Annotated in this window: 21 protein-coding genes and 1 pseudogene; 9 read left to right on the plus strand and 13 right to left on the minus strand. The window is 59.7% G+C overall.

All coding sequences use genetic code 11. The features are described 5' to 3' along the window. Nucleotides 1-175 precede the first annotated feature (175 nt). Complete coding sequence (locus ACIGJG_RS20295) at nt 176-913, plus strand: TetR/AcrR family transcriptional regulator (RefSeq protein ID WP_011301818.1); 738 nt, start codon at nt 176-178, stop codon at nt 911-913. A 682-nt stretch (nt 914-1595) separates the two neighbouring features. Then, on the plus strand, nt 1596-2396 hold the full coding sequence (locus ACIGJG_RS20300) for a YecA/YgfB family protein (protein ID WP_041680355.1): 801 nt from the start codon (nt 1596-1598) through the stop codon (nt 2394-2396). Nucleotides 2397-2631: 235 nt separating this feature from the next. On the opposite strand, the gene ACIGJG_RS20305 is transcribed toward ACIGJG_RS20300, so the two are convergent. The 4 genes and pseudogenes from ACIGJG_RS20305 to ACIGJG_RS20320 form a co-directional block, all read right to left on the minus strand. Then, entirely contained in the window at nt 2632-3057 is a 426-nt protein-coding gene (locus tag ACIGJG_RS20305) for a cupin domain-containing protein (protein ID WP_011301816.1), read from the minus strand. Between the two features lie 76 nt (nt 3058-3133). Further along, nucleotides 3134-3307: pseudogene (locus ACIGJG_RS20310) on the minus strand (helix-turn-helix domain-containing protein); the annotation flags it as partial. Nucleotides 3308-3438: 131 nt separating this feature from the next. Continuing rightward, a complete protein-coding gene (locus ACIGJG_RS20315; RefSeq protein ID WP_011301815.1) occupies nt 3439-3972 on the minus strand; it encodes a hypothetical protein in 534 nt (177 codons plus the stop codon). A gap of 650 nt (nt 3973-4622) precedes the next feature. Next, nucleotides 4623-5519: a LysR family transcriptional regulator gene (locus ACIGJG_RS20320; RefSeq protein WP_011301814.1), complete on the minus strand. Its 897-nt coding sequence runs from the start codon at nt 5517-5519 to the stop codon at nt 4623-4625. A 264-nt stretch (nt 5520-5783) separates the two neighbouring features. Between ACIGJG_RS20320 and speB the strand changes: the two genes are divergently transcribed. Both speB and ACIGJG_RS20330 read left to right on the plus strand, forming a co-directional pair. Beyond that, nucleotides 5784-6758, plus strand: a complete 975-nt coding sequence (speB, locus tag ACIGJG_RS20325; protein ID WP_011301813.1) for an agmatinase — start codon at nt 5784-5786, stop codon at nt 6756-6758. 91 nt (nt 6759-6849) lie between these two features. Next, nucleotides 6850-8322, plus strand: a complete 1473-nt coding sequence (locus tag ACIGJG_RS20330; protein WP_483673823.1) for a purine-cytosine permease family protein — start codon at nt 6850-6852, stop codon at nt 8320-8322. Between the two features lie 201 nt (nt 8323-8523). On the opposite strand, the gene ACIGJG_RS20335 is transcribed toward ACIGJG_RS20330, so the two are convergent. From ACIGJG_RS20335 to ACIGJG_RS20350, 4 genes are all read right to left on the minus strand, one after another. Beyond that, complete coding sequence (locus tag ACIGJG_RS20335) at nt 8524-8808, minus strand: zinc-binding dehydrogenase (RefSeq protein WP_245001844.1); 285 nt, start codon at nt 8806-8808, stop codon at nt 8524-8526. Further along, on the minus strand, nt 8708-9232 hold the full coding sequence (locus ACIGJG_RS20340) for an alcohol dehydrogenase catalytic domain-containing protein (protein WP_245001845.1): 525 nt from the start codon (nt 9230-9232) through the stop codon (nt 8708-8710). The genes ACIGJG_RS20335 and ACIGJG_RS20340 overlap by 101 nt, the downstream gene beginning before the upstream one ends. Beyond that, complete coding sequence (locus ACIGJG_RS20345) at nt 9233-9685, minus strand: pyridoxamine 5'-phosphate oxidase family protein (protein WP_011301810.1); 453 nt, start codon at nt 9683-9685, stop codon at nt 9233-9235. Nucleotides 9686-9979: 294 nt separating this feature from the next. Further along, nucleotides 9980-10150, minus strand: a complete 171-nt coding sequence (locus tag ACIGJG_RS20350) for a ribbon-helix-helix protein, CopG family (RefSeq protein ID WP_041680353.1) — start codon at nt 10148-10150, stop codon at nt 9980-9982. A 209-nt stretch (nt 10151-10359) separates the two neighbouring features. Here ACIGJG_RS20350 and ACIGJG_RS20355 point away from each other — a divergent pair, with 209 nt between their 5' ends. From ACIGJG_RS20355 to ACIGJG_RS20370, 4 genes are all read left to right on the plus strand, one after another. After that, complete coding sequence (locus ACIGJG_RS20355; protein ID WP_342394091.1) at nt 10360-10632, plus strand: HPr family phosphocarrier protein; 273 nt, start codon at nt 10360-10362, stop codon at nt 10630-10632. A gap of 34 nt (nt 10633-10666) precedes the next feature. Beyond that, on the plus strand, nt 10667-11482 hold the full coding sequence (locus ACIGJG_RS20360; protein ID WP_041680351.1) for a fused MFS/spermidine synthase: 816 nt from the start codon (nt 10667-10669) through the stop codon (nt 11480-11482). A 49-nt stretch (nt 11483-11531) separates the two neighbouring features. After that, on the plus strand, nt 11532-12692 hold the full coding sequence (locus ACIGJG_RS20365) for a DUF1275 domain-containing transporter (RefSeq protein WP_011301806.1): 1161 nt from the start codon (nt 11532-11534) through the stop codon (nt 12690-12692). Nucleotides 12693-12811: 119 nt separating this feature from the next. Further along, nucleotides 12812-12976 (plus strand): hypothetical protein, encoded by a 165-nt coding sequence (locus tag ACIGJG_RS20370; protein WP_181184366.1) that lies wholly within the window; start codon nt 12812-12814, stop codon nt 12974-12976. A gap of 103 nt (nt 12977-13079) precedes the next feature. On the opposite strand, the gene ACIGJG_RS20375 is transcribed toward ACIGJG_RS20370, so the two are convergent. The 5 genes from ACIGJG_RS20375 to ACIGJG_RS20395 form a co-directional block, all read right to left on the minus strand. After that, a complete protein-coding gene (locus ACIGJG_RS20375) occupies nt 13080-14273 on the minus strand; it encodes a porin (RefSeq protein WP_140949137.1) in 1194 nt (397 codons plus the stop codon). A 188-nt stretch (nt 14274-14461) separates the two neighbouring features. Then, nucleotides 14462-15073 (minus strand): RraA family protein, encoded by a 612-nt coding sequence (locus ACIGJG_RS20380; RefSeq protein ID WP_483673827.1) that lies wholly within the window; start codon nt 15071-15073, stop codon nt 14462-14464. Between the two features lie 77 nt (nt 15074-15150). Further along, on the minus strand, nt 15151-15954 hold the full coding sequence (locus tag ACIGJG_RS20385) for a carbon-nitrogen hydrolase family protein (protein WP_483673828.1): 804 nt from the start codon (nt 15952-15954) through the stop codon (nt 15151-15153). Nucleotides 15955-16109: 155 nt separating this feature from the next. Further along, nucleotides 16110-17453, minus strand: a complete 1344-nt coding sequence (locus tag ACIGJG_RS20390) for an MFS transporter (protein ID WP_483673829.1) — start codon at nt 17451-17453, stop codon at nt 16110-16112. Between the two features lie 45 nt (nt 17454-17498). After that, complete coding sequence (locus ACIGJG_RS20395) at nt 17499-18287, minus strand: HpcH/HpaI aldolase family protein (protein WP_219916584.1); 789 nt, start codon at nt 18285-18287, stop codon at nt 17499-17501. Between the two features lie 292 nt (nt 18288-18579). On the opposite strand from ACIGJG_RS20395, the gene ACIGJG_RS20400 reads away from it, so the two are divergent. Further along, nucleotides 18580-19245, plus strand: a complete 666-nt coding sequence (locus ACIGJG_RS20400) for a GntR family transcriptional regulator (protein WP_181184365.1) — start codon at nt 18580-18582, stop codon at nt 19243-19245. Nucleotides 19246-19255: the final 10 nt, after the last annotated feature.

Genomic DNA, 19255 nt, shown 5'->3' on the forward strand with positions numbered 1-19255 from the left:
AAAATTGACCGTCTGCCACAAGGCCGTGCTGATATCTCCTGTGCCATGCATCTGCAAACGCCTATCGACTCATTGTCGATGACATGTCTTGTCGCTCTAGAGTCGGCGCAGTCCTTTCCTCAGTGCCCCATTGACGTGCCGGCTTTCCCGCAATGCGCGCAATGACGGCGTATTGATGAAACGAATGGTCAGAAGGAATGAGTACGCACGCGCCCCGTTGTTTGTGGATTCCCGACAGATGCCAGAGAGAAAAATCAAGCCAAAACACGACGATAGTCGGACCGATCAAGTCACGACCCGTGGCCGCCCTGCCGGTGACCGTGAAGCGAAGCGCCAGGAACTGCTGAAAGCCGCAGCATTGGTGATAGCGCGGGAGGGGTATGCAAAAGGATCATTGCGCTCAGTGGCACAACAAGCGGGTCATACGACCGGCGCCGTGACGTACTATTTTGCAAATAAGGAAGAACTCGTCGTTGCTCTACTAGAAAGCGCATTTGATCGCTACGATGCCATGCTCGAGTCCGTTCGGCAAAGCGGCGATATTCATTCGCTTCTGGGTTGCTGGCTGCGACTGAATCAGCGCAGCGAAAGTTTCTTGCCTGAACTCTCCGAGTTGCTTGCGCAAGGCCGGTATGAGCCCGTCTTTGCTGACGTCATTGCCAGACGCTACGCGCACTATCGACGAGTCTACGCGTCGATCCTCAAGACCGCACAGGAGCAAGGGACCGTTCGCCGCGATATTTCGGCTGACGTGCTGGCCGATCAACTGTGCGCCATGGGTGATGGCTGGATCCTAATGTACCCGGTCGAGCCAAAGCGATTCACACCCAAGCGTATCCAAGCGTTGATCGAAGCCTTAGGTGCCCTGATCGCCCCCCCTTTCGCTCACCAGCCTCCCGCGAATGGCAGCTAGTCAGCGAGGTACTTAGATCAGCACTATATCGGCGCAAGTAGTCGAACTGCCTGGGCTGTACGGTGACGGTCGTTCCAGCGCGAAGGAACTACGCCAGCCGTCGGCTTCCAAGGCGATGTAAACCTGTAAGGCCTTCTCGTCTGATAACCGGATCGAAGAATTGCCAGCGCGCTGGGGGTTATGTTTGATGGGTACGCAGCATTGTCCGCATCAAGTAGCGCTGCGCGCACCGGGGTATGTGGATGTGCAACGAGGGCGACGGCGCCCACAACGCCCGACCTGGATGCTCTGTGCGGAATGCATTCCGAGCTATGCAGGTTTCCGAGTCCGCATTCGTTCCAAGGCAAAGGCAGAGATCGCCCAATGAAGGTTGCAGGCACGCACGCTCCTTCGCGGGCGGAGTGCTATCTGAACGTCCAAAACGGACTAGGGGCCAGCTTACCCACTCGGCGTGCCCTCCTACCCCAACCAGCCGCCCGCGTCACCAGCAATCGGCCAACAGGAGCCACGTGGGAGCGGCCCTCGCTCCGGCGAACGGCCGCGGGGATGCACCCGACTTGGCGCGGTACCGAAACGTCACGGCCTCGCAAGTCGTACGACGCACTTCTGCAAAGTGGCCGCGCTATACTTCGCGGCGATGCGTCTAGCGCATCCCCACCCCGCACCGCGAGAACCCGCCCTCATGACCGAAGCCACCGCCCTGACGCCCGACGAACTCCAGGAGCTTGACGATCTGCTGGACGACCTGCGCCAGCGCGCTGAGGAAATCCCGCAATGGGAGTTCTGCGACGGCTTTCTCACGGCCCTGGTCTGCACGCGCCGCCGCATCCCGGCTGCCGACTACCTGCCCATGCTGCTGGGCGACGGCGCGGCGCTCGACGTGGCCGAGGGCAGCCCGCTGCCGTTGCTGCCCGCGTTCCATGAAGCGGCCCAGCAGACCCGCTTCATGGAGCTGTGGCAGCGTCGATGGAACGAGGTGGAGCATCAGCTCGACCAGCCCGTGGAGACGCTGGAGGACGAACGCACCTTCCATCCCGAAGCCATGGACATGCGCGGCGCCATCTTGAGCCTGCCCGAGGAAGAGCGCGCCGAGATTGACGGGCGGGAAATCCCGTCGTTTGGCCAGGTGTGGGCGCTGGGCTTCATGTTCGCGGTAGAGAACTGGCCCGAGGAATGGGCCTCCCCACGCGACAAGGAAGCCGCCCAGTGGTTGGACGACGCGCTCGACGCCATTGTCGCCCTGACCGAGGACGACACCGGCCAGCCCGAGGTCTGCATGTACAGCGAGGATGGCCCGCCCAGCACCAGCCAGGCGCGCGTGGAAACCTTCGGCGAGGCGATCTGGGCGGTCTACGACCTGCGCCAGATCTGGAAGAGCCTGGGCCCGCGCGTGGAGGCCGTGGTGAGGGGCGACCAGCCCGGTCGCAACGACCCGTGCCCTTGCGGCAGCGGCAAGAAGTTCAAGAAGTGCCACGGGAGATAAGGGATTCAGCCAGAATTGGCCGATTGTCTGCCCGAATTTCTCAGGCGAGTCGACATGAGGGTGGCTGGTCGCCGCCGCCCAAAGTCGAGCAGCCGGCGACTTGCTCGCAGGGGCCGTGTCCGGCCCAGAAGGAGACGTTGAACTGACCCGTCCAAATCGACGGCAATCGCGCCTCCGCAGACTCGCCCAAGCTCGCCCGCTTTGACGTCTCACCTGGCATACGCCGGGGGCCGCCTTAAATCCACTGGTCGTTCTCGACAGTACGCTCGCCCGTCGCGCCGTCGCCCGTGTTCACCACGCCTCGCGGCTCGATCAGCAGCAGCTTCACTTCTGCGCTTGCACGGGGCTTGTGCTCGACGCCCTTCGGTACCACCGCCATCTGACCGGCACGCAGCATGATCGAACCGTCGCCGGAGGGCCCCGCGCGAAAATCGATACGCAACTCGCCTTCGAGCACGATGAATGTTTCGTCGGTACCGGCATGTCGGTGCCACTGGAACTCGCCTTTGACCTTTACGACCTTAAACTGATAATCGTTCATTTCAGCGACAACGCGCGGTTGCCAGTGACCGTCGATCTGCGCGATCTTGCCGGCCAGGTCGATGGCCTGGCACTGGCCGCGCTCGGCCGGCGCGATGGTGTGGTTCGAGGATTGAGACATCGTTCTCTCCGTTCAAAGGTCAATGCGTCGAGGATACGCACGCGCCCTGCGGCCGTATTGAACGATCGTGGGAGTTTCAGCCGCGCTGGGAGCGGTTCGCGACCTGGAGCCAGCGCCCCGGCGTCAGCCCGAATGCCCTTGAAAAGTGGCGCGTCATGTGACTCTGATCAGCAAAACCCGCGGCGGTAGCGGCGTGAGCGAGCGAGGTGCCAGTGAGCAGCATGCGGCGCACCGCATCGAGGCGCCGCATCAACCCTTGCCGACTCGACATTCCCGGCTGCATCGCTAAGAAAGACAGCGGCCGACCATCGGCCGGCAGCCAGTCCGAAGCTGGCGGGCCATGCCAGTGCGGCGGTCGGCCGCATCAATTTCGGAACCAAGTCATCCGGTGAAGCCGGCCCCGCTTGGGCTCTCGATCTTGTTATCGATCTTCCTCTCCAGTTTCAGGTACGCATCGGCCGCGACCAAGCCAAACACCACATGTGCCAGGAAGCTCAGCGCGCTTCGCGCTTCGACAAACCACGGGAAGACCTGGGTCATGCCATAGAAGTTGATCCAATACACGGCGACGCCGAACACAGCGCCGGCAAGCGATGCCATCCCCACACTCGAATCGAAGCTAAACGGTGCCATGATCACCGCCAGGATCAAGCCGAGCACGATGGACAGCGCGAAATGCACGACCAGCCCGACAAGCATGATGCCAGCGCCCGGCGCGGCTTGAGACACCACGCTTGGCCCCATGACGATTGCGCCGATCATCCGCGGCAGCCCCCAGGGGCTCTCGCCCATCAGCCACAGTACGACCATTTCGACCACCAGAAAGACCACTCCGGCGGCAAAGCCGGCCATCGCGGCGGCACGCCAGTCAGGCATTCGCCGCGTAAAGTGGTGCGAGTGCATATGAAGTTCCATAGTGCCCTCCTGTAGATGCGGCCTGATTGGGCCGCTTCCGAGAAACATTTTAGGAAATGTGCCACCAGGTGCAACCCGGCCCCGACTCGCTGAGGCAGCCAAGGTTGCAACGTAACATGGCTGTTCACGCGGAAGCAGGGACATGAGCCGGCTCATGCACATGGGAGCGGCCTCTGACACTCTTGGCTGTGGGACTTCGTCGCGATACTTTAGACAACCCGTGAGGAAGGCCGCGCCGGCCCTCGATGGTGTGATCCTCCGGTTTGCGTAGACGAGTTCGATCGCTCGTTGTATCTCGTCGCGCGCATCCACATCCGGCGGCGCGTTCACCTGTGCATCGACCGGTTGAATCCGCAGTCGACCAGCGACGGCCGCAGCTTGGCGGTGGGCAGTCGGCAGAGACCGGCCAGGAAGCGACTTTCGCCCCATACGTCGGCGAGGCATTCAAATGGCAACTTCACTCTGTAAGGAGTCGTTCGCCGAAAAGCGGCGTCGCGTTACGGCACCCGCCGACCGCCGGACTTCGGCAACCAGCCGCATTCGGGAATGCCTCGAGCGAGTCTCCAATGCTCTTCCCTCCCAAAACGTCGCCATGACCGTCGAACTCGAGGTGAAAAATGCGGGAGCTACGTTGACATACGTAGATTGAGCTATAAAGAAGATTGCAACGCCTCTACAAATACTCGCACAGCTATCGTCTGTTCACGACCTTTTAGCAACGCCAGCGAGAATTCGGCGCTATGGCTTAGAAACGCGGGATGTATCGCTCGCATCAGGTCTTGCTTGACCCACTGCAAGGCATAATGCTCCGGAAGGAACCCGATAAAGTTGCCTGACAAAACGAGGGTCGCGACCGCTTCCATGTGATGGACGGTGGCCGCTACTTTAAAGTTGCTAGCGTCGCTCAGCTCCCTGGATTCGCGCATATAACCCCGCGCAACGTAATCCAGCTTCTGCAAATCCTCTGTGTTGATGTCATTCGGAGCCGAATTGAAAAGAGGGTGGAGGTGGCTGCAGTAAAGACGTAGATTCTCTGTATAAAGTGGCAGGTACTTCAAACCTGGATGCATAATTCGGAAGGGTCCAATGCCAACATGTATTCTCCGCTCAAGCACCGCAGCCTCGATCTCGTCTGGGGATTTGATTTCCATTTTCAAAAAGAGATCACCCCCTTTTTTCTTGACGGCGCGGATCGCATCCGTAATTTTGGCCTGCACGTCGGTGATGGTGTTATCTACAACGCCAATTGCCAACTCGCCGCTAATCTCATGACGTATGGCCCCGATGTCCGCCCGGAATTCTTCCACTGAGTTCAGCAAGCTCTCGGCCGCCTGATAAACAGAATAGCCCTCTTCGGTCAGATGGAAGCCCCGCCGACCGCGCTCGCATAGCCTTAGGCCCAGTCGCTTTTCGAGATCCGTCATGTGGGAGCTTATGGTGGACAGATTCATATTGAGCGCAGATTCCGCTGCTGAAAGACCTTTCAAGTCAGCAACCGTTTTGAATATGCGCAACAACCGTAGATCGACGTCGGTCATTCTGATCATACTGATACTCCTCCATCCGCTGTCCGTGGGCTTGCACTAGTGGCTCCTACAGCTTACGTCGCATCGCCCCATGGACAGCCTAGCACGGCCGCCGACCTTGAATGGCAGATTGGAAAGGTTCGAGGAATCCAAAACTAAAGTTCGAGAAGTTCTGATTCAACATGTGTCACTCGCGTGCAAGACTAAATGGACGCCTATGGCGGATGGCCGGACCACAGCATCGGAGCGCCGGTTCCAATCGTACTAACTGCGAGGACCTTACTCATGGAAGAAAAAATGTTTGCGCCGGTCACCGGTACAGTGACGCCACGTTATGCCGGTTTGGCTACATTGATGCGGCTGCCGCACATCGAACTGATGAGCGAGAACATTCCAGATGTGGATATCGGGTTGATTGGGGTGCCATGGGATGGTGGCACCACCAATCGTCCGGGCGCCCGACATGGCCCTCGTCAGGTGCGTGATATCTCGACGATGGTGCGCAATGTCAACCGAAGCAGCGGTATCAAACCATTTGAGATCTGCAATTGCGCGGACCTAGGGGATACGCCTGTCAATCCGGTGGATTTGATCGATTCGATGAATCGCATCACCGCGTTCTACGACGCAGTGTGCAGGGCTAATATAGCGCCACTATCGGTGGGTGGAGATCACCTGGTAACGTTGCCGATCTTGCGGGCGCTTGCAACGGACGGGCCCGTTGGTATGGTTCACTTTGACGCGCATACAGATACGTGGAATCGCTATTTTGGCGATAACCTTTACACACATGGCACCCCCTTTCGGCGAGCGATCGAAGAGGGATTGCTGGATCCGAAACGGACCATACAAATCGGTATTCGCGGGGCGTTGTACAACGACAGTGAGAATGATTGGGGAGAACGTCAGGGCATTCGAGTCATCGACATGGATGAATTTCGGTCGATGGGTGTCGAAGCCGTGATCCAGGAAGCCTGGCGTGTAGTTGGAAACGGCCGCACGTATGTGACCTTCGATGTCGATGCACTGGATCCCGTATACGCCCCCGGCACTGGCACACCGGAAATCGGTGGGCTGACAACGATCGAGGCCCAGCACATGATTCGTGGACTACGGGGCCTGAATCTCATCGGAGGTGACGTGGTTGAAGTGTCGCCGCCGTTTGATCCAACTGGCAATACGGCATTGGTCGCTGCCACGTTGATGTTCGAGATTCTATGTGTTCTAGCTGCCAACATCAGCAAGCAAAAACGCCGCTAGCCTCCGAACATCTAGTCAGCGCCCAAAGAAATAGACTGCCAGCCGTCGACTGAGATCGACAGCTAGGTAAGCCTCTACGCAGGAGACAAAAATGGACACTTCGAAATTCGGCACAGAATCCTCGGCAATCTCACCTTCAGGGCCGAACCTAACCTCAGGTCAGATCTCCTCCCGGCTCATTGAACGCCGCTCGATTGACTTTATCCCAGAATCGGAAAGGCATGGCAGCCTGGCCAGTCAGTTTACTTTATGGCTTGGCGCCAATCTTCAGATCACCGCTGTGGTAACGGGTGCACTGGCAGTGGTGCTTGGCGGCGACGTGTTCTGGTCCCTCATCGGCCTCCTGATTGGCCAGATCCTAGGTGGTGCAGTCATGGCGCTCCATGGCGCGCAAGGACCTCAGCTCGGGCTCCCGCAGATGATCTCCAGTCGAGTCCAGTTTGGCGTCTACGGTGCGATTGTGCCCCTGGTGCTTGTCTGTATCATGTACGCGGGATTCTCTGCGGGGGGCATGGTTCTGTCCGGCCAAGCGCTCAGCCATCTGATGGGCATAAGCAACGCCAGCTCGATTCTACTGTTCTCGGGCCTGGTGATCATGCTCGCGACATTCGGCTATCGCACCATTCATTTCATGGGGCGAGTCTCCAGCGTGATTGGCGTTGTGGCGTTCCTGTACCTGTTCGCCAGCCTACTCAAAGGGCAGGACGTTGGCGCGTTGCTGCAGAATCGCAGCTTCGATGTGGGGCACTTCCTGCTGGCCGTTTCCCTTTCCGCCTCATGGCAGATTGCCTACGGGCCATATGTCGCCGACTACTCGCGCTATCTGCCTCGCTCGACCTCGGCTTTCAAGACATTCCTCGCAGTGGGCATTGGTTCGGTGCTGGGTTCGCAGATCTCCATGGTCTTCGGAGTCTTTGCCGCAGCGTTGGCGGGCAACCAGTTCGCCGGACATGAGGTGAGCTTCATCGTCGACTTGGGCGCGACTGGGGTAGCTGCCATTTTGCTCTACCTGACGATCGTCTTGGGCAAACTCACGATCACCACGTTGAATGCCTATGGGAGCGTCATGTCGGTCGCCGCCATCCTGACCGGACTTGGTGGGCAACGGACCATCTCCGGCCGTACGAAATTCTTCTTCGTCGTGGTCATGGTTGGGTTTTCGACCGGGCTCGCTTTGGCGGCCGGGGAGCATGATTTTCTCAAGAAGTTCTCAGCCTTCCTGTTGTTCCTGCTTGCGTTCCTGACTCCTTGGAGCGCCATCAACCTCGTCGACTACTACTTTGTCACCAAGGAGCGCTACGACGTGCCAGCGCTCTTCAACCCCAACGGCCGCTATGGTCGCTGGAATGCCAGGGGCATGACGGTCTATGTGTTGGGTGTAGCGGTGCAAATGCCCTTCATTGCTACCAGTTTCTACACCGGTGCATGGGTGGAGGCGCTCGGTGGTGTCGACATATCCTGGATTGTAGGTCTGGTTGTTCCAGCCGTGATTTACTACCACTTTGCCAGTAAAGCGAACGTGCCGCAGGCTCTGATCCTGCCAGCCGACCACGCCGAGTCGTAGTCCGGCCAATCCGGCCTGCACCCGCGCGGTATCGGGTCGGTGCGCCTAGGTTACCCCCATCATGTCCGGAATGCCCTCGAGAGCCCCGATTGCTACCGCGCTACTCTGACCAAGTACCGACAAGGGCTTCCTGGCAGTTTGGCATCGCGAATTCAAAAGACGCATTCCGCTGCGTTATGCCCTTTGCCGCGATTTCAATTGTCATGGGCATAGCGGATTCGTAGTCTTCGACTCGGCAAAGCAACGGGTATCACCACGGTAGTTGATGTGGCCACCAGCCGCTGCGGCCATCATTGAAGTTCGCAATCGCTCAACGCCTTTGGGTACCAACACGATTTTGCCTGTAACACTCTGCTCTCCAAGCAATTCATGCGCCTGTCTTGCCTCAGCCAGTGAAAACCTTGCGGCGATCAGCGTCTTGATTTTCTTCTGTTGAAGCAAATCCAACAAGGCGATCAGGTCGTGGCGAAACAATGCTGGCCGCATCCGCTTGAGCCACTGGAGCCTCGGCAGCGTCCAATCCGAAAGGCATGGGAACAAGCTCACACTGCGGCAGACAGACGAACTCGGAATACGCACCGGTGATGGATAGTGCGGCGACCAACTGACCTGAATCCACTTCGGCAACTCCGGCACCAACTCGATCCACCAGTCCAATCAGGTCCCACCCCGGTGTGAAAGGCAAACGAGGCGTTTCAGGATGAAAGCCTTCGCGCATCATCAGGTCGGTCTGGCGCACACCGGCTGCCAGCACCCTTACCCGCACCTCTCCGTTCTTTGGCCCGGGACACTCTTCATCTATTACCTGAAGCGAATCCGGACCGCCGTAATGCGTGACGATGACTCGCGTGTTTCTCATCTGACGAGCTGTCTCGGTTGCAGAACCGCCTGGCGGATTACCGACGAACATTTAGCACACGACCAGGTCCGTGTGTCCGAAACCTTTCGAGTAGTCGAGGACGGAAATGACCGTGGGCGTCACGCGAAATATCCTCACGTCGTTCCGGGTAGGCATCGATACTGGCAACGTGGATTGCTGCGGATACTTGAGGGGAAGCATGTGCAGGACCTCGTCCTCCTCGACCGGGTCGAGGACGAGCTTCGCGCGCGCTGCCATAGACAGCCCAGTGATCGCCATCAGATCAGAGGCGTCGTCATCAATGGTTAGGGATACCCGGTCATCCTGAGCCAGGTTAGCTGCTTTCTGGCTGTTCAGGCCACACAGAAAATAGAGCACAAGGCCTTTGCTGACGTAGCCCACAGTGGTCGCCTGTGGCCAGCCATCCGGCCGGATCGTGGCGATCGTCATGATCCGGTGTTGATCCAGTAACGTCAGGATCTTCTTCCTGATCTCGTCATCCATGATGACTCTCCCTTTCAGTCAGGAAAGAGGGTACCCCTCGCCAACCCATGGAAGACGCCTCAAGGCAGGCCGGGGCCACCAGTCCGATGGCACCCCGCATGCAACGGCATGCCTGCGGTCGCGTGACGCCGCAGCCACCGATCCTTAGTTCAGGATAGAAACAGCAGATCCCTTGCCTGTTGACTTGCATCAATCAAGTCCTGTATCGGTCCGGGGCTCATGAGGTGAGATTGAGCAGCTTCCGATTCCTGCGGCCGTTGCTAGGCAGCGAGACCAGGGATCGTCACTTCCAGGTCAGCGGCCGTGCCGGGTCGCATAGTCCACGCCGTGCTCTTCGAGGTACTCGCGTATCAGGCGGCGCACCACCTGCGACGGCGTCTGATCTTGCGCCGCACACAGCGCCTCAAAAGCCTTCTTTTTTTCCGGATCAATCAACAGGGTGAGCCGGGCGGTCTTGGATTCCATACGCTCTGTATGATCATCATATGTTAATATAATGATCATTGTATACAACTAGTAGTCATCATCCGAAGTTCGTTGGCACAAGCCGATTTGGACGATCCGGAGTCTCGCTCACGAGTACAGTCGTGGCAGTTCCGGCCTCACCAGAGTGGCAGGCAGACAGCCGCGGCGCGCCTGGCCGTCCTCAATCGCGGGTGCCAGGATCGTCTGACGTGAATTCACTTGAAGGTGCGGTGGAAACAAGAACAGTTGAAATGGCCAGCCGCGTCGGCCTGCAGGGCAGCGGCTCCGCGCGAGTTGCGCTTGCCGCCAGCCAATTCCACAGCGAGATCCTGCTGGTCTGTCACGATTGCAGCGCAGATGCCAAGGATGTCATGGCGGTGATGCGGCTTTCCGCACGGGCCGGTACCAAAGTAACGATCCAGGCAGCCGGCCCCGACGAGGTGGCTGCGGTGCAAGCACTTGCCGCGCTCCTGGCAGCGTGACACTTTCTTGCGCATGTTTGATGGAACCCGGCTGATGAATTCCTCCCGCGCCTCCTTCGAAGCCTATTTAAACTTTCTCGCCGAGGCGACAGGCGACGGGTCACCCGTGTTGCTGGAAACTGAGCATGCGCTGTCGCTGCACTTTGACGTCCATGCGACCCAAAGCCTGATGTCCAGGCGCGATCCCAATAAGCTCGTACTCGGGTACACCCGGACGATGATGAGCTTCCTGCTGTTGCAGCCAGCTCCCACCCGAATATCTATGATTGGCCTGGGCGGCGGCTCCCTGCCCAAATATTGTTACCACCATCTCCCCCACACCAAGGTGGTGGCCATCGAGATCGATCCGGCAGTCATCGCCCTGCGTGAGACGTTCCTGATTCCGCCGGATGACGAACGCTTCGAAGTCATCTGTGCGGATGGTGCCGAGTACGTGAAAGGCCAGGATGCCCGGCCTGATGTGATTCTTGTCGACGGGTTCCTGGCCTATGGCATGCCGTCCCAACTTGGCACGGCGGACTTTTATGCCGCCTGTCATACGCGGCTCGCCGACAACGGCGTCCTGGTCGCCAACTTTCTCGAGAGCGACCAGGACATCCCGTTCTACTTGGAAGAGGTGCGCTCGGTGTTCGGAGAATCGTTCTCCATTTCCCTGTCCGAGGATAGCTGCAACTACACGCTGTTCGCCTGGAAGGGAACGTGGAAGCTGCCATCGCTGGACACGCTGCTCGCGCGAGCGCGCATTCTGGAAACCGCACACCCGCTGAAGCTACGCACGGCGGCGCGCCGGCTTAAGCAGGGCAAGCGGCTCGCGTCGGACCGCAAGTTCTGGCAAAGGCTGACGGGCTGACCAGGCCACACATCGACGCTGCCAGCCAAGACAATTACCGCACGCGACCATGCCCATCTCGTACCTGCGCCAGTTGACCGGTAAGGAACGCAGTCCTGAGGCCAACCGGGAACTGGCTTGCTATTTGTCCTTTGTCGCGGGCGCTGCCAACGCCGGGGGCTTTCTAGCCGTGCGGCAGTACACGTCGCATATGTCAGGCATCATTTCGGCCATGGCCGATAACCTGGCGCTAGGCAGCATGGGGCTTTTGCTGGACAGCCTCGGTGCTCTGCTGTCTTTCCTTGTCGGCGCCGCCTGTTCGGCCGTGCTCATCAACTGGGGCCGGCGGGAAAACTTGCAGAGCGAATACGCGCTCCCGTTGATGGTGGAAGCCGGACTCCTGCTCTGCTTCGGGCTGCTCGGCGGCAATCTGGAACATCACGAATGGTTATTCGTGCCGGCAACCGTGATGGTGCTTTGCTTCATCATGGGATTGCAGAACGCCATGGTAACGAAGGTTTCCAACGCGGAGATTCGCACGACGCACGTGACCGGCATGGTGACCGATATCGGCATCGAGCTTGGGAAACTCCTCTACTGGAACCTGTCGAGAACCCATGCCACCAAGCCGATGGTTCTGGCCAACCGTCACAAGCTGCGAGTGCTGACTCACCTGGTTGGGCTCTTCTTCCTCGGCGGTGTGGCGGGTGCGTTGGGTTTCAAACATATCGGGTTCAGTGCCACGCTGCCATTGGCCGCCCTGCTCCTTGCGCTTGCGGCGGTTCCGGTGCTTGACGACATGCGACTGCGCGTCTGGCGCCGGGATTTCTTGCCACACCTCGCCGAGCGCGGTCGTCGATGGGCCCGCGCGGTCAAGGCGGATGACCACGCGATCTGGCTCGCCACGCATGACGCGCGCACGCCCTGGTACGCGAAAGCACTGGGTCGGGTGGTTGCCGCATACGCGTTGTCTCCCATTGGTCTCATTCCGGATTTCATCCCGGTGCTCGGTTATCTGGACAAAGTCGTGCTGGTCCCGCTGGGTATCTTGCTGGTGGCCCGTCTGATTCCGGGCGAGGTCATGGAACAACACCGGGTGGCAGCCCGGCGAGCCGAGTGCCGGCCCAACAACTGGATAACGGCGGGGATCATCGTGGGAATCTGGATTTTCGCGTTGTCCGGGTTCGCACTCTGGTTCCCGCGGCTTGCAGGCTGGTCTTTGCACTCATGAACGAGACTCAGCGCCCCTGGTTGCGCTAATCCAGTAGCACTGCTTGGCCGGAAGCGGCCATAGAAAGACGCTCGCCCGAAGTGTTGTCGAGACCCCGCGGGCGCTGACGCACCCGCAGCATGGCCAAGTGGCGGTTGGTGGACGCCGCGATGCTGCTCGACCGCGTCAGGCTGACAACCGACTGGGCAGCAATGCGCAAACTCTTCATCATCAACAATCTGTGCTTCACGTTCGTGCCGTCCATAGCGGTCGCCCGAACTTGGGCGGCCGTTCAACGCCTCTGAACTGGCTTAGAGCGGAACCCGAGGACTGCGGAGCGCTTCATGTTTGGTTTGATCCGGGCGCAGCCGTGACGACAGCCTTCCGACCCGGATCATGACAGCTCCCTTAGAAAATGTGGCGGACCCCCACTGCGACGGCGGTCATCCCGCGTTGTCCCGGTGTCGGAAAGTAGCCGGTCGCAAAGCCCGTATTCGACGAATCGAAGTTCACGCCGGCATTGCGGGCGTACGCCGTCGTCAGGTAGACGTCCGTGCGCTTCGAGAACGCGTAGTCCGCCACGAATGCGACTTCCCACGGATTTGCCGGATTGCCTTCAGTAGCAGTTGCACCGAGTCGTAGAGACTTGATGTTCCAGTAGTAGTAGCCAAGTTGGAAATTCAGCGCAGTGGTAGCCTGATAGCTGCCGCCCGCCCACCAGAAGTCGTCGCGCGACAGCGTTGCTCCGTTCGCGAACTCAGTGGAACCCCAGCGGTAGCCTCCCATCACGCTGGCTGGCCCAATGCTATAACGGAGAGCGGCTGCCGCCTTCCTTTGCACACCGCTCTGGCCCGTTACGATTGCAGGATGCCATTCGTCGTACGCCAGTGCGACACCGAATCCGTTGGCGGAATAGGAAACGCCTGCGCCAAAGCCGGTATCGTCGCGGCCATGACCCGGTACCTCCCCCGCACCCGCGCCTGCCAATGGCGTCATACCGGTCAAGCCGACGCCAGTGCCAAAGGAGTAGTGGGCCATGGCGGTCAAGCCGCCGAAGGTGCCGGAATACTTGACGGTATTGTCGGAGCGGTTATCCAGCCCCGTCAGGGCCCCGACGGGCTCATAGAGGCTGGCATAACGCAGGGGCGCGAAGTTTGCCAGGGTTTCAAACAGCGGCGTGTATTGTCTGCCGAGCATGATCTGGCCCAGTTCTGATTGCAGCCCGACATATGCCTGCCGTCCAAAGAGACGGCCGCCGTTCCCGGATACTCCGGTATCCACCCCAAATCCACTCTCGAGGACGAAGATCGCGCGCTTCCCGCCGCCCAGGTCTTCCGTCCCACGCAGGCCCCAGCGCGGACCGGACAGTCCACCGATCGACCCCATTGCGAATCGACTCCCACCTTGCTGATAGGTGACTTGGCCGTTGTTGAGCGTTGGCGGACTACTCGCCATCTTGCTCACATACTCGACTGGGGCATCCAGTACCCCGTACAGGGTGACGTTGCTTTGCGCAGCCGCCGGCGTACAGAGCATCACCGATCCGACGATGGCTGCGGCGCATGCGAAGGCGATGCCATTTATCTTCTGACTCGAACTCATGGTTTCAGATTTCCTCCTCGTAGTTATGTTTGGTCTGCCCGCATCCATCGCCGGGCCCCATGTTGGGGCCCGGCAAACGACGAGCGTCTCCGCGCCCGGGACGCTTGCCGCGTGGGCGTTCGTTATGCACCGCTTCGTTGTTTGCCTGAAAAGCGGAAGAGACTGGCTTACCGCTGTGGATCCTTACACTATGCAGCGATGAGCTTCGCGCGGACCAGCGCGCTTGCGCCGGTCAGTTCGCCGAGCGGTCGCTCCGGTGTTATCAAGGGCAGCCCCTGCTGCTCCATGCGCTGGAGCTTTACCGCCTGCTCGCATTGGGCCAGTGCCTCTGCGCGCGACATGAACACAATGCCACCTTCGTCGGCGATGACGAGATCCCCGGGGGCCACTACCGCACCGCCACAGCTCACCGGCACATTCATGGCACCGCCGATCCCCTGAAGACGAGTAGTGATGCTGCTGAAGCCGCGCGCCCAGACGGGCAACGCGAGGTCCCGAATCTCCGCGGGGTCCGCGCAGGGGCCGTCGACAATCACGGCTGCGACCCCGGCCTTTGCAATGGCATAGGCGACGCCTCCGCCCAGGCATGCATGCCGGTCGTCGCCGAGCCGGTCGATCACCAGGACGTCACCGGGTCGCAACATGCCAACCGCGTGATGCAGCAGCGTGGAATCTGCCGCTGGTAATGCCAGGGTCACCGCTGGGCCAGCGATACGCTCGCGGCCAAAGAGCGGTCGAATTCCGGAATCCGGGAAGCCCAGCAGCCGGAAATGGCCGATCGTTGCCGGCTCCGCTTCCATCGCTGCACGATGAATCTCCGGAGGCAGTCTCTCCGGCATCGGTCGAATGTCAAACATGGGTAGACTCCGCTCGTCGCTTAAAGGACACGGTGTTGGCGCAACGGCATGCGCGCGCGGATCTGAGAAAGATAGGCTCGGTCGAAGCTTGCCGACGCGTGACCTTCGGTGTTCGACACCTGTGCCACGATTTGACCCCATGGATCGATGATCATGGAGTGGCCGAAATTCTTGTACTTGCCTTCGCCAAACGTGCCGACCTGGCCGGGCGCTACAAAATAGGTCTGCGTTTCGATGGCACGCGCACGCAAGAGGACTTCCCAGTGGGCAGCACCGGTTTCAAAGGTGAAAGCCGACGGCGCTACGATGATGTCGGCGTCACGTTCCACCAGGGCTCGATAGAGTTCGGGGAATCGCATGTCATAGCAGATCGAGAAGCCAATTTTGACGCCCTCCACTTCCACGCAAACGATCTCCTCGCCACGACCGACCAGCTTCGATTCCTTGAGCTCGGTACCATCCGCAAAGACCACATCGAAGCGATGAATCTTGCGGTACTTCGCCAGGAGATTGCCGTCTCGGCCGAACATGAGCGAGCAATTGAAGACGTCGTCGCCATCACGCTCCATCATGCTGCCGATATGGAGAACGATGTTGTGCTTGCGGGCTGCCCCGCTGAAGGCGCGGCAAGCCTCGCCGTCCGGCAGCGCTTCGGCGGAGTCGCGCATTTCCTTTGGCGACGCGCTGATGCAGGCAACCATTTCCGGCAGCACAACAAGATCGGGGGAATCAGCTTGCACCGCACGCTCGATCAGGTCGAGCGCCTTTTCAATGTTCTTCGGCTTGTCGTTGGTAGCGTTTAGCTGGATGACTGAGATTTTCATGGTTGGCTTGTAGTTGGACTTCGCGAAATTCGAGAAAAAGGGGGGCCCCCGCCAAGCGAGGACGCTTGGCGACTTTCGGCCCAGGTACTTTGGTGTGGCGGCGCAGACGCGCGCCGCAGGAATCAGGAAGACGTCGGGATTCTGGCGTCGATCCGTCAGGACATCGCGGCGGCCGCCCGGCCTCTCGCTACCAGCGTGTAGCTGGCAAGCACGGCGACCGAGATCAGCAGTGCGGTGCCGCCAACGACCGCGACGGACGTGCGCAGTGCTTCCGCGCCTTGCGGTACAAGCTTGGTCATCTCGCCCACCAGCAGCGGCCCGACTGCCAGTCCGCAAATATTTACCGCTAGGACATAGACGGCGGATACGCGGCTGCGGATGACAGCCGGGGTGCGAAGCTGAATCAACGCGGGAGCCACCCCGATCGAGCAAGTGCAGAGGGCGTGCAGTATCGCGGCAACGCCCAGCAGCAGCATTGGTGTGTTAGTGAGCGCAAGTGCGATAGCAAATGGCAGGCCGATGACTGCCGCGGTCAGGGGTACGCGCAGAACCCCTACCTCTGGTTGGTTGCTCTGGATGCGATCGGCCGCCCAGCCGCCAATCAGCATGCCGATGGAGCTGGCGAAGAGGACGATGAGGCCATAGGGTCGACCAATCTGGCCAGGCGTCCAGGCAAACTCACGGGCGAACATGGAAGGCAGCCAGGAGAGCAGCGCGTAGTTCATCGTCAGCAGACCAGACATGCCGACGAACAGCGCTGCAATAAAGGTCCTGTCCGACCACATGTATCGACCCGTGCTGACCTGTGCGGACACTGCCTTGGCATTGCCCCGATCGATTGCCACGGGCTTCTTCTCTTCGGTGCGCGACAGCACCCACCAGAGTAACGGGGTGAGCACCAGCCCCGGCAGGGCAACTGCCACGAACGTCTGCTGCCACGGTTCCAGAGTGCCAAACCATGGCGTGACGACCGGGCCGACGCCTTTGAGATAGTCATACATCGCGCCGACGATATAGAAGGCCGTACCCGCACCGACTACAGCACCTACCTGAAAGAGACTCAGGGCCCGATTGATCATCGTGCGGGGGAACTGATCGTGAATAATGGCGTAGGCGGCTGGGGCGAGCGCCGCCTCACCGGCACCGACCAGCATCCGCGAGGCCAGCAGCCCGACGAAGGTTGTGGTCAGTCCGCAAGCCGCAGTCGCCGCGCTCCAGATCAGTAGTCCGACGACAATGGTGCCCTTGCGCGACCACTTGTCCGCGAACCATCCGCACGGAAGACCCAACACCGCGTAGAAGAGGCCAAAGGCCAGACCTTGCAGCAGGCCAATCTGCGAATCGGAGATGCCGTACGCTTTCTTGATCGGCTCGATCAGCAGCGACAGGGCGAATCGATCGATGACTGAGATCACCATCGCCAGGGCGAGGACCATCGTGAGTATCCACGCCCAGCGTTGGACTTTCTTTACCACCGGCTGAATGATTGGGGAATTCATGTTGCGTATCCTGTTCCAGGAATCCGATAAGCAGCGCGACTTCGCTTACTGCTGGGAATGGCTTTGCAGCGTCTCGTTTGCCGTGGCCCAGATGGCGCTCAGCCCACGGTACAACGCTAGCTGCTCCATCGCGATGAACACGCGCTCCGCACCGTTCTGGATGGCGAAGGCTTGTTCTTCCGGGCTCCATGCCGGGAAAACCCACGATTTCCCCGCGGCCTTGGCGCTTTTGACGACGGACTCGATGTCGGTCCAGTCGCCCACCTGCCGTTTGTAGATGCCTCGACCACGCCGGATGGAGAGATCAGTCGGCCCAATGAAGACACCGTCCACGCAAGGCAGGTCCAGGATGGCCCCGACTTCCGCCAGCGCGTGCTCGTCCTCAATCATGGGATAGCACTTCGTGTTCCTGTCTTGCTGTTCGATCCACTCATCGGCGGGGTAGGCAAAATTCGTCGTTCTGCCGCCTGCGAGACTGCGATCGCCAAGGGGTGGCAGCTTTGCGTAGCCGCAAACGCGCCTGGCCTCTTCAACGCCAGAAATGTGGGGAATCACGACGGCATCCGCGCCGAAATCGAGGGCCTGCTGGACCGCTTCCCGGGTTGGGCCGAGCACCTTGGCAAAGACTTCATAGCCAAGTGCCTTCAGGAAAGGAATGAATCGGTCGAGCGCATCCAGATCAAAGGTGCCGTGTTCGATGTCCAGGATCGCCACGCTATAGCCGATGGTCTTGCCTATTTCGGCTGTGGCCACGTTAGGCCCGGAAAACCAGAGCCCAAGGTGGTTACGGGAAAGCTTCGTCTTCATATCGAGTTGGGGTAAATCGCTTTTCATGGAGAGGCTGCAACGCAATTGCCAAGTAGAACATTCGCCGCAGAGTGCTATGTGCATACTTCATGTATACACGACGTATGCAAAGATAGAAGGCGGAGCATGCCCGAGCAATCCGCGTTTACCCGGTTTCATGCCCAGTGGTCTCTGGCGGACAGACAGGCCGGGTATGCTTTTTCAGCTATGATGCGGTCTGACGGATCCAGTTAATGGAAACATGGAATAAGCGCTCGATATGGCACTTTTAGAAAGTCGCGCGCCTGAGATATACATGACGTACACAAGAGTTAGCCAAATGGGTACCGAGAGTTCGAAGACAACAGCCGCAGCACTTTCTGCCGCCGAGCGGGCCTACCAGCACATCCACAACCAGATTTTGCGGGGGCAGCACGCCAGCGGTGCCTTCCTTGAGGAAGAACCGCTGTCCGATGAAATAGGCGTGTCACGCACGCCGATCCGCGAGGCGCTGCGACGTCTGGCGGCTGAAGGATTCATCGAACTCATTCCTCGGCGAGGCGCACGCGTGCGCGGGGTGACCGCACAGGAACTGCGCCAGTTTCTGGAAGCGAGGTACGCCCTGGAAAGCCATGCCATTCGGACCATCTGCCAGCAGAAGCTTGCCGTCCCCGCCGAAATGGCGCGCATGATTGGCGAAATCAGTCGTCTGGTCCTGGAGCGGAACTTCTTTGAGGCCGCCGAGTTGGACCGTCAGTTTCATCGGGCCATCGTGTGCCTGGCCGGTAATGACTTGCTGGTCGAACTGTTCGATGCGCTTCGATTCCGTCATCTCCTGGCCTGCCTTTCCACACCGCCGGATCCAACGCAAGTTCGTCTGGTCGTTGACGAACACGTGGATCTGCTCGCCGCGCTGTCAAGCCATGACACAGCGCGGGCGTTGGACAACCTCGCGGAACATCTGGATCCGGAACGGGCCCCCCGGCTTCGCGCCTTATCCGATTAAAGGAACGGTC

Source organism: Cupriavidus sp. C1SS-2L (genome assembly GCF_057073735.1).

What these genes read in the sequence shown, in the direction of transcription:
- ACIGJG_RS20295 (WP_011301818.1), top strand. Translation starts at nt 176, where the DNA reads ATGAAACGAATGGTCAGAAGGAATGAGTACGCACGCGCCCCGTTGTTT.
- ACIGJG_RS20300 (WP_041680355.1), top strand. Translation starts at nt 1,596, where the DNA reads ATGACCGAAGCCACCGCCCTGACGCCCGACGAACTCCAGGAGCTTGAC.
- ACIGJG_RS20305 (WP_011301816.1), bottom strand. Translation starts at nt 3,057, where the DNA reads ATGTCTCAATCCTCGAACCACACCATCGCGCCGGCCGAGCGCGGCCAG.
- ACIGJG_RS20315 (WP_011301815.1), bottom strand. Translation starts at nt 3,972, where the DNA reads ATGGAACTTCATATGCACTCGCACCACTTTACGCGGCGAATGCCTGAC.
- ACIGJG_RS20320 (WP_011301814.1), bottom strand. Translation starts at nt 5,519, where the DNA reads ATGATCAGAATGACCGACGTCGATCTACGGTTGTTGCGCATATTCAAA.
- speB (WP_011301813.1), top strand. Translation starts at nt 5,784, where the DNA reads ATGGAAGAAAAAATGTTTGCGCCGGTCACCGGTACAGTGACGCCACGT.
- ACIGJG_RS20330 (WP_483673823.1), top strand. Translation starts at nt 6,850, where the DNA reads ATGGACACTTCGAAATTCGGCACAGAATCCTCGGCAATCTCACCTTCA.
- ACIGJG_RS20335 (WP_245001844.1), bottom strand. Translation starts at nt 8,808, where the DNA reads ATGCGGCCAGCATTGTTTCGCCACGACCTGATCGCCTTGTTGGATTTG.
- ACIGJG_RS20340 (WP_245001845.1), bottom strand. Translation starts at nt 9,232, where the DNA reads ATGTTCGTCGGTAATCCGCCAGGCGGTTCTGCAACCGAGACAGCTCGT.
- ACIGJG_RS20345 (WP_011301810.1), bottom strand. Translation starts at nt 9,685, where the DNA reads ATGGATGACGAGATCAGGAAGAAGATCCTGACGTTACTGGATCAACAC.
- ACIGJG_RS20350 (WP_041680353.1), bottom strand. Translation starts at nt 10,150, where the DNA reads ATGGAATCCAAGACCGCCCGGCTCACCCTGTTGATTGATCCGGAAAAA.
- ACIGJG_RS20360 (WP_041680351.1), top strand. Translation starts at nt 10,667, where the DNA reads ATGAATTCCTCCCGCGCCTCCTTCGAAGCCTATTTAAACTTTCTCGCC.
- ACIGJG_RS20365 (WP_011301806.1), top strand. Translation starts at nt 11,532, where the DNA reads ATGCCCATCTCGTACCTGCGCCAGTTGACCGGTAAGGAACGCAGTCCT.
- ACIGJG_RS20370 (WP_181184366.1), top strand. Translation starts at nt 12,812, where the DNA reads ATGGCCAAGTGGCGGTTGGTGGACGCCGCGATGCTGCTCGACCGCGTC.
- ACIGJG_RS20375 (WP_140949137.1), bottom strand. Translation starts at nt 14,273, where the DNA reads ATGAGTTCGAGTCAGAAGATAAATGGCATCGCCTTCGCATGCGCCGCA.
- ACIGJG_RS20380 (WP_483673827.1), bottom strand. Translation starts at nt 15,073, where the DNA reads ATGGAAGCGGAGCCGGCAACGATCGGCCATTTCCGGCTGCTGGGCTTC.
- ACIGJG_RS20385 (WP_483673828.1), bottom strand. Translation starts at nt 15,954, where the DNA reads ATGAAAATCTCAGTCATCCAGCTAAACGCTACCAACGACAAGCCGAAG.
- ACIGJG_RS20390 (WP_483673829.1), bottom strand. Translation starts at nt 17,453, where the DNA reads ATGAATTCCCCAATCATTCAGCCGGTGGTAAAGAAAGTCCAACGCTGG.
- ACIGJG_RS20395 (WP_219916584.1), bottom strand. Translation starts at nt 18,287, where the DNA reads ATGAAAAGCGATTTACCCCAACTCGATATGAAGACGAAGCTTTCCCGT.
- ACIGJG_RS20400 (WP_181184365.1), top strand. Translation starts at nt 18,580, where the DNA reads ATGGGTACCGAGAGTTCGAAGACAACAGCCGCAGCACTTTCTGCCGCC.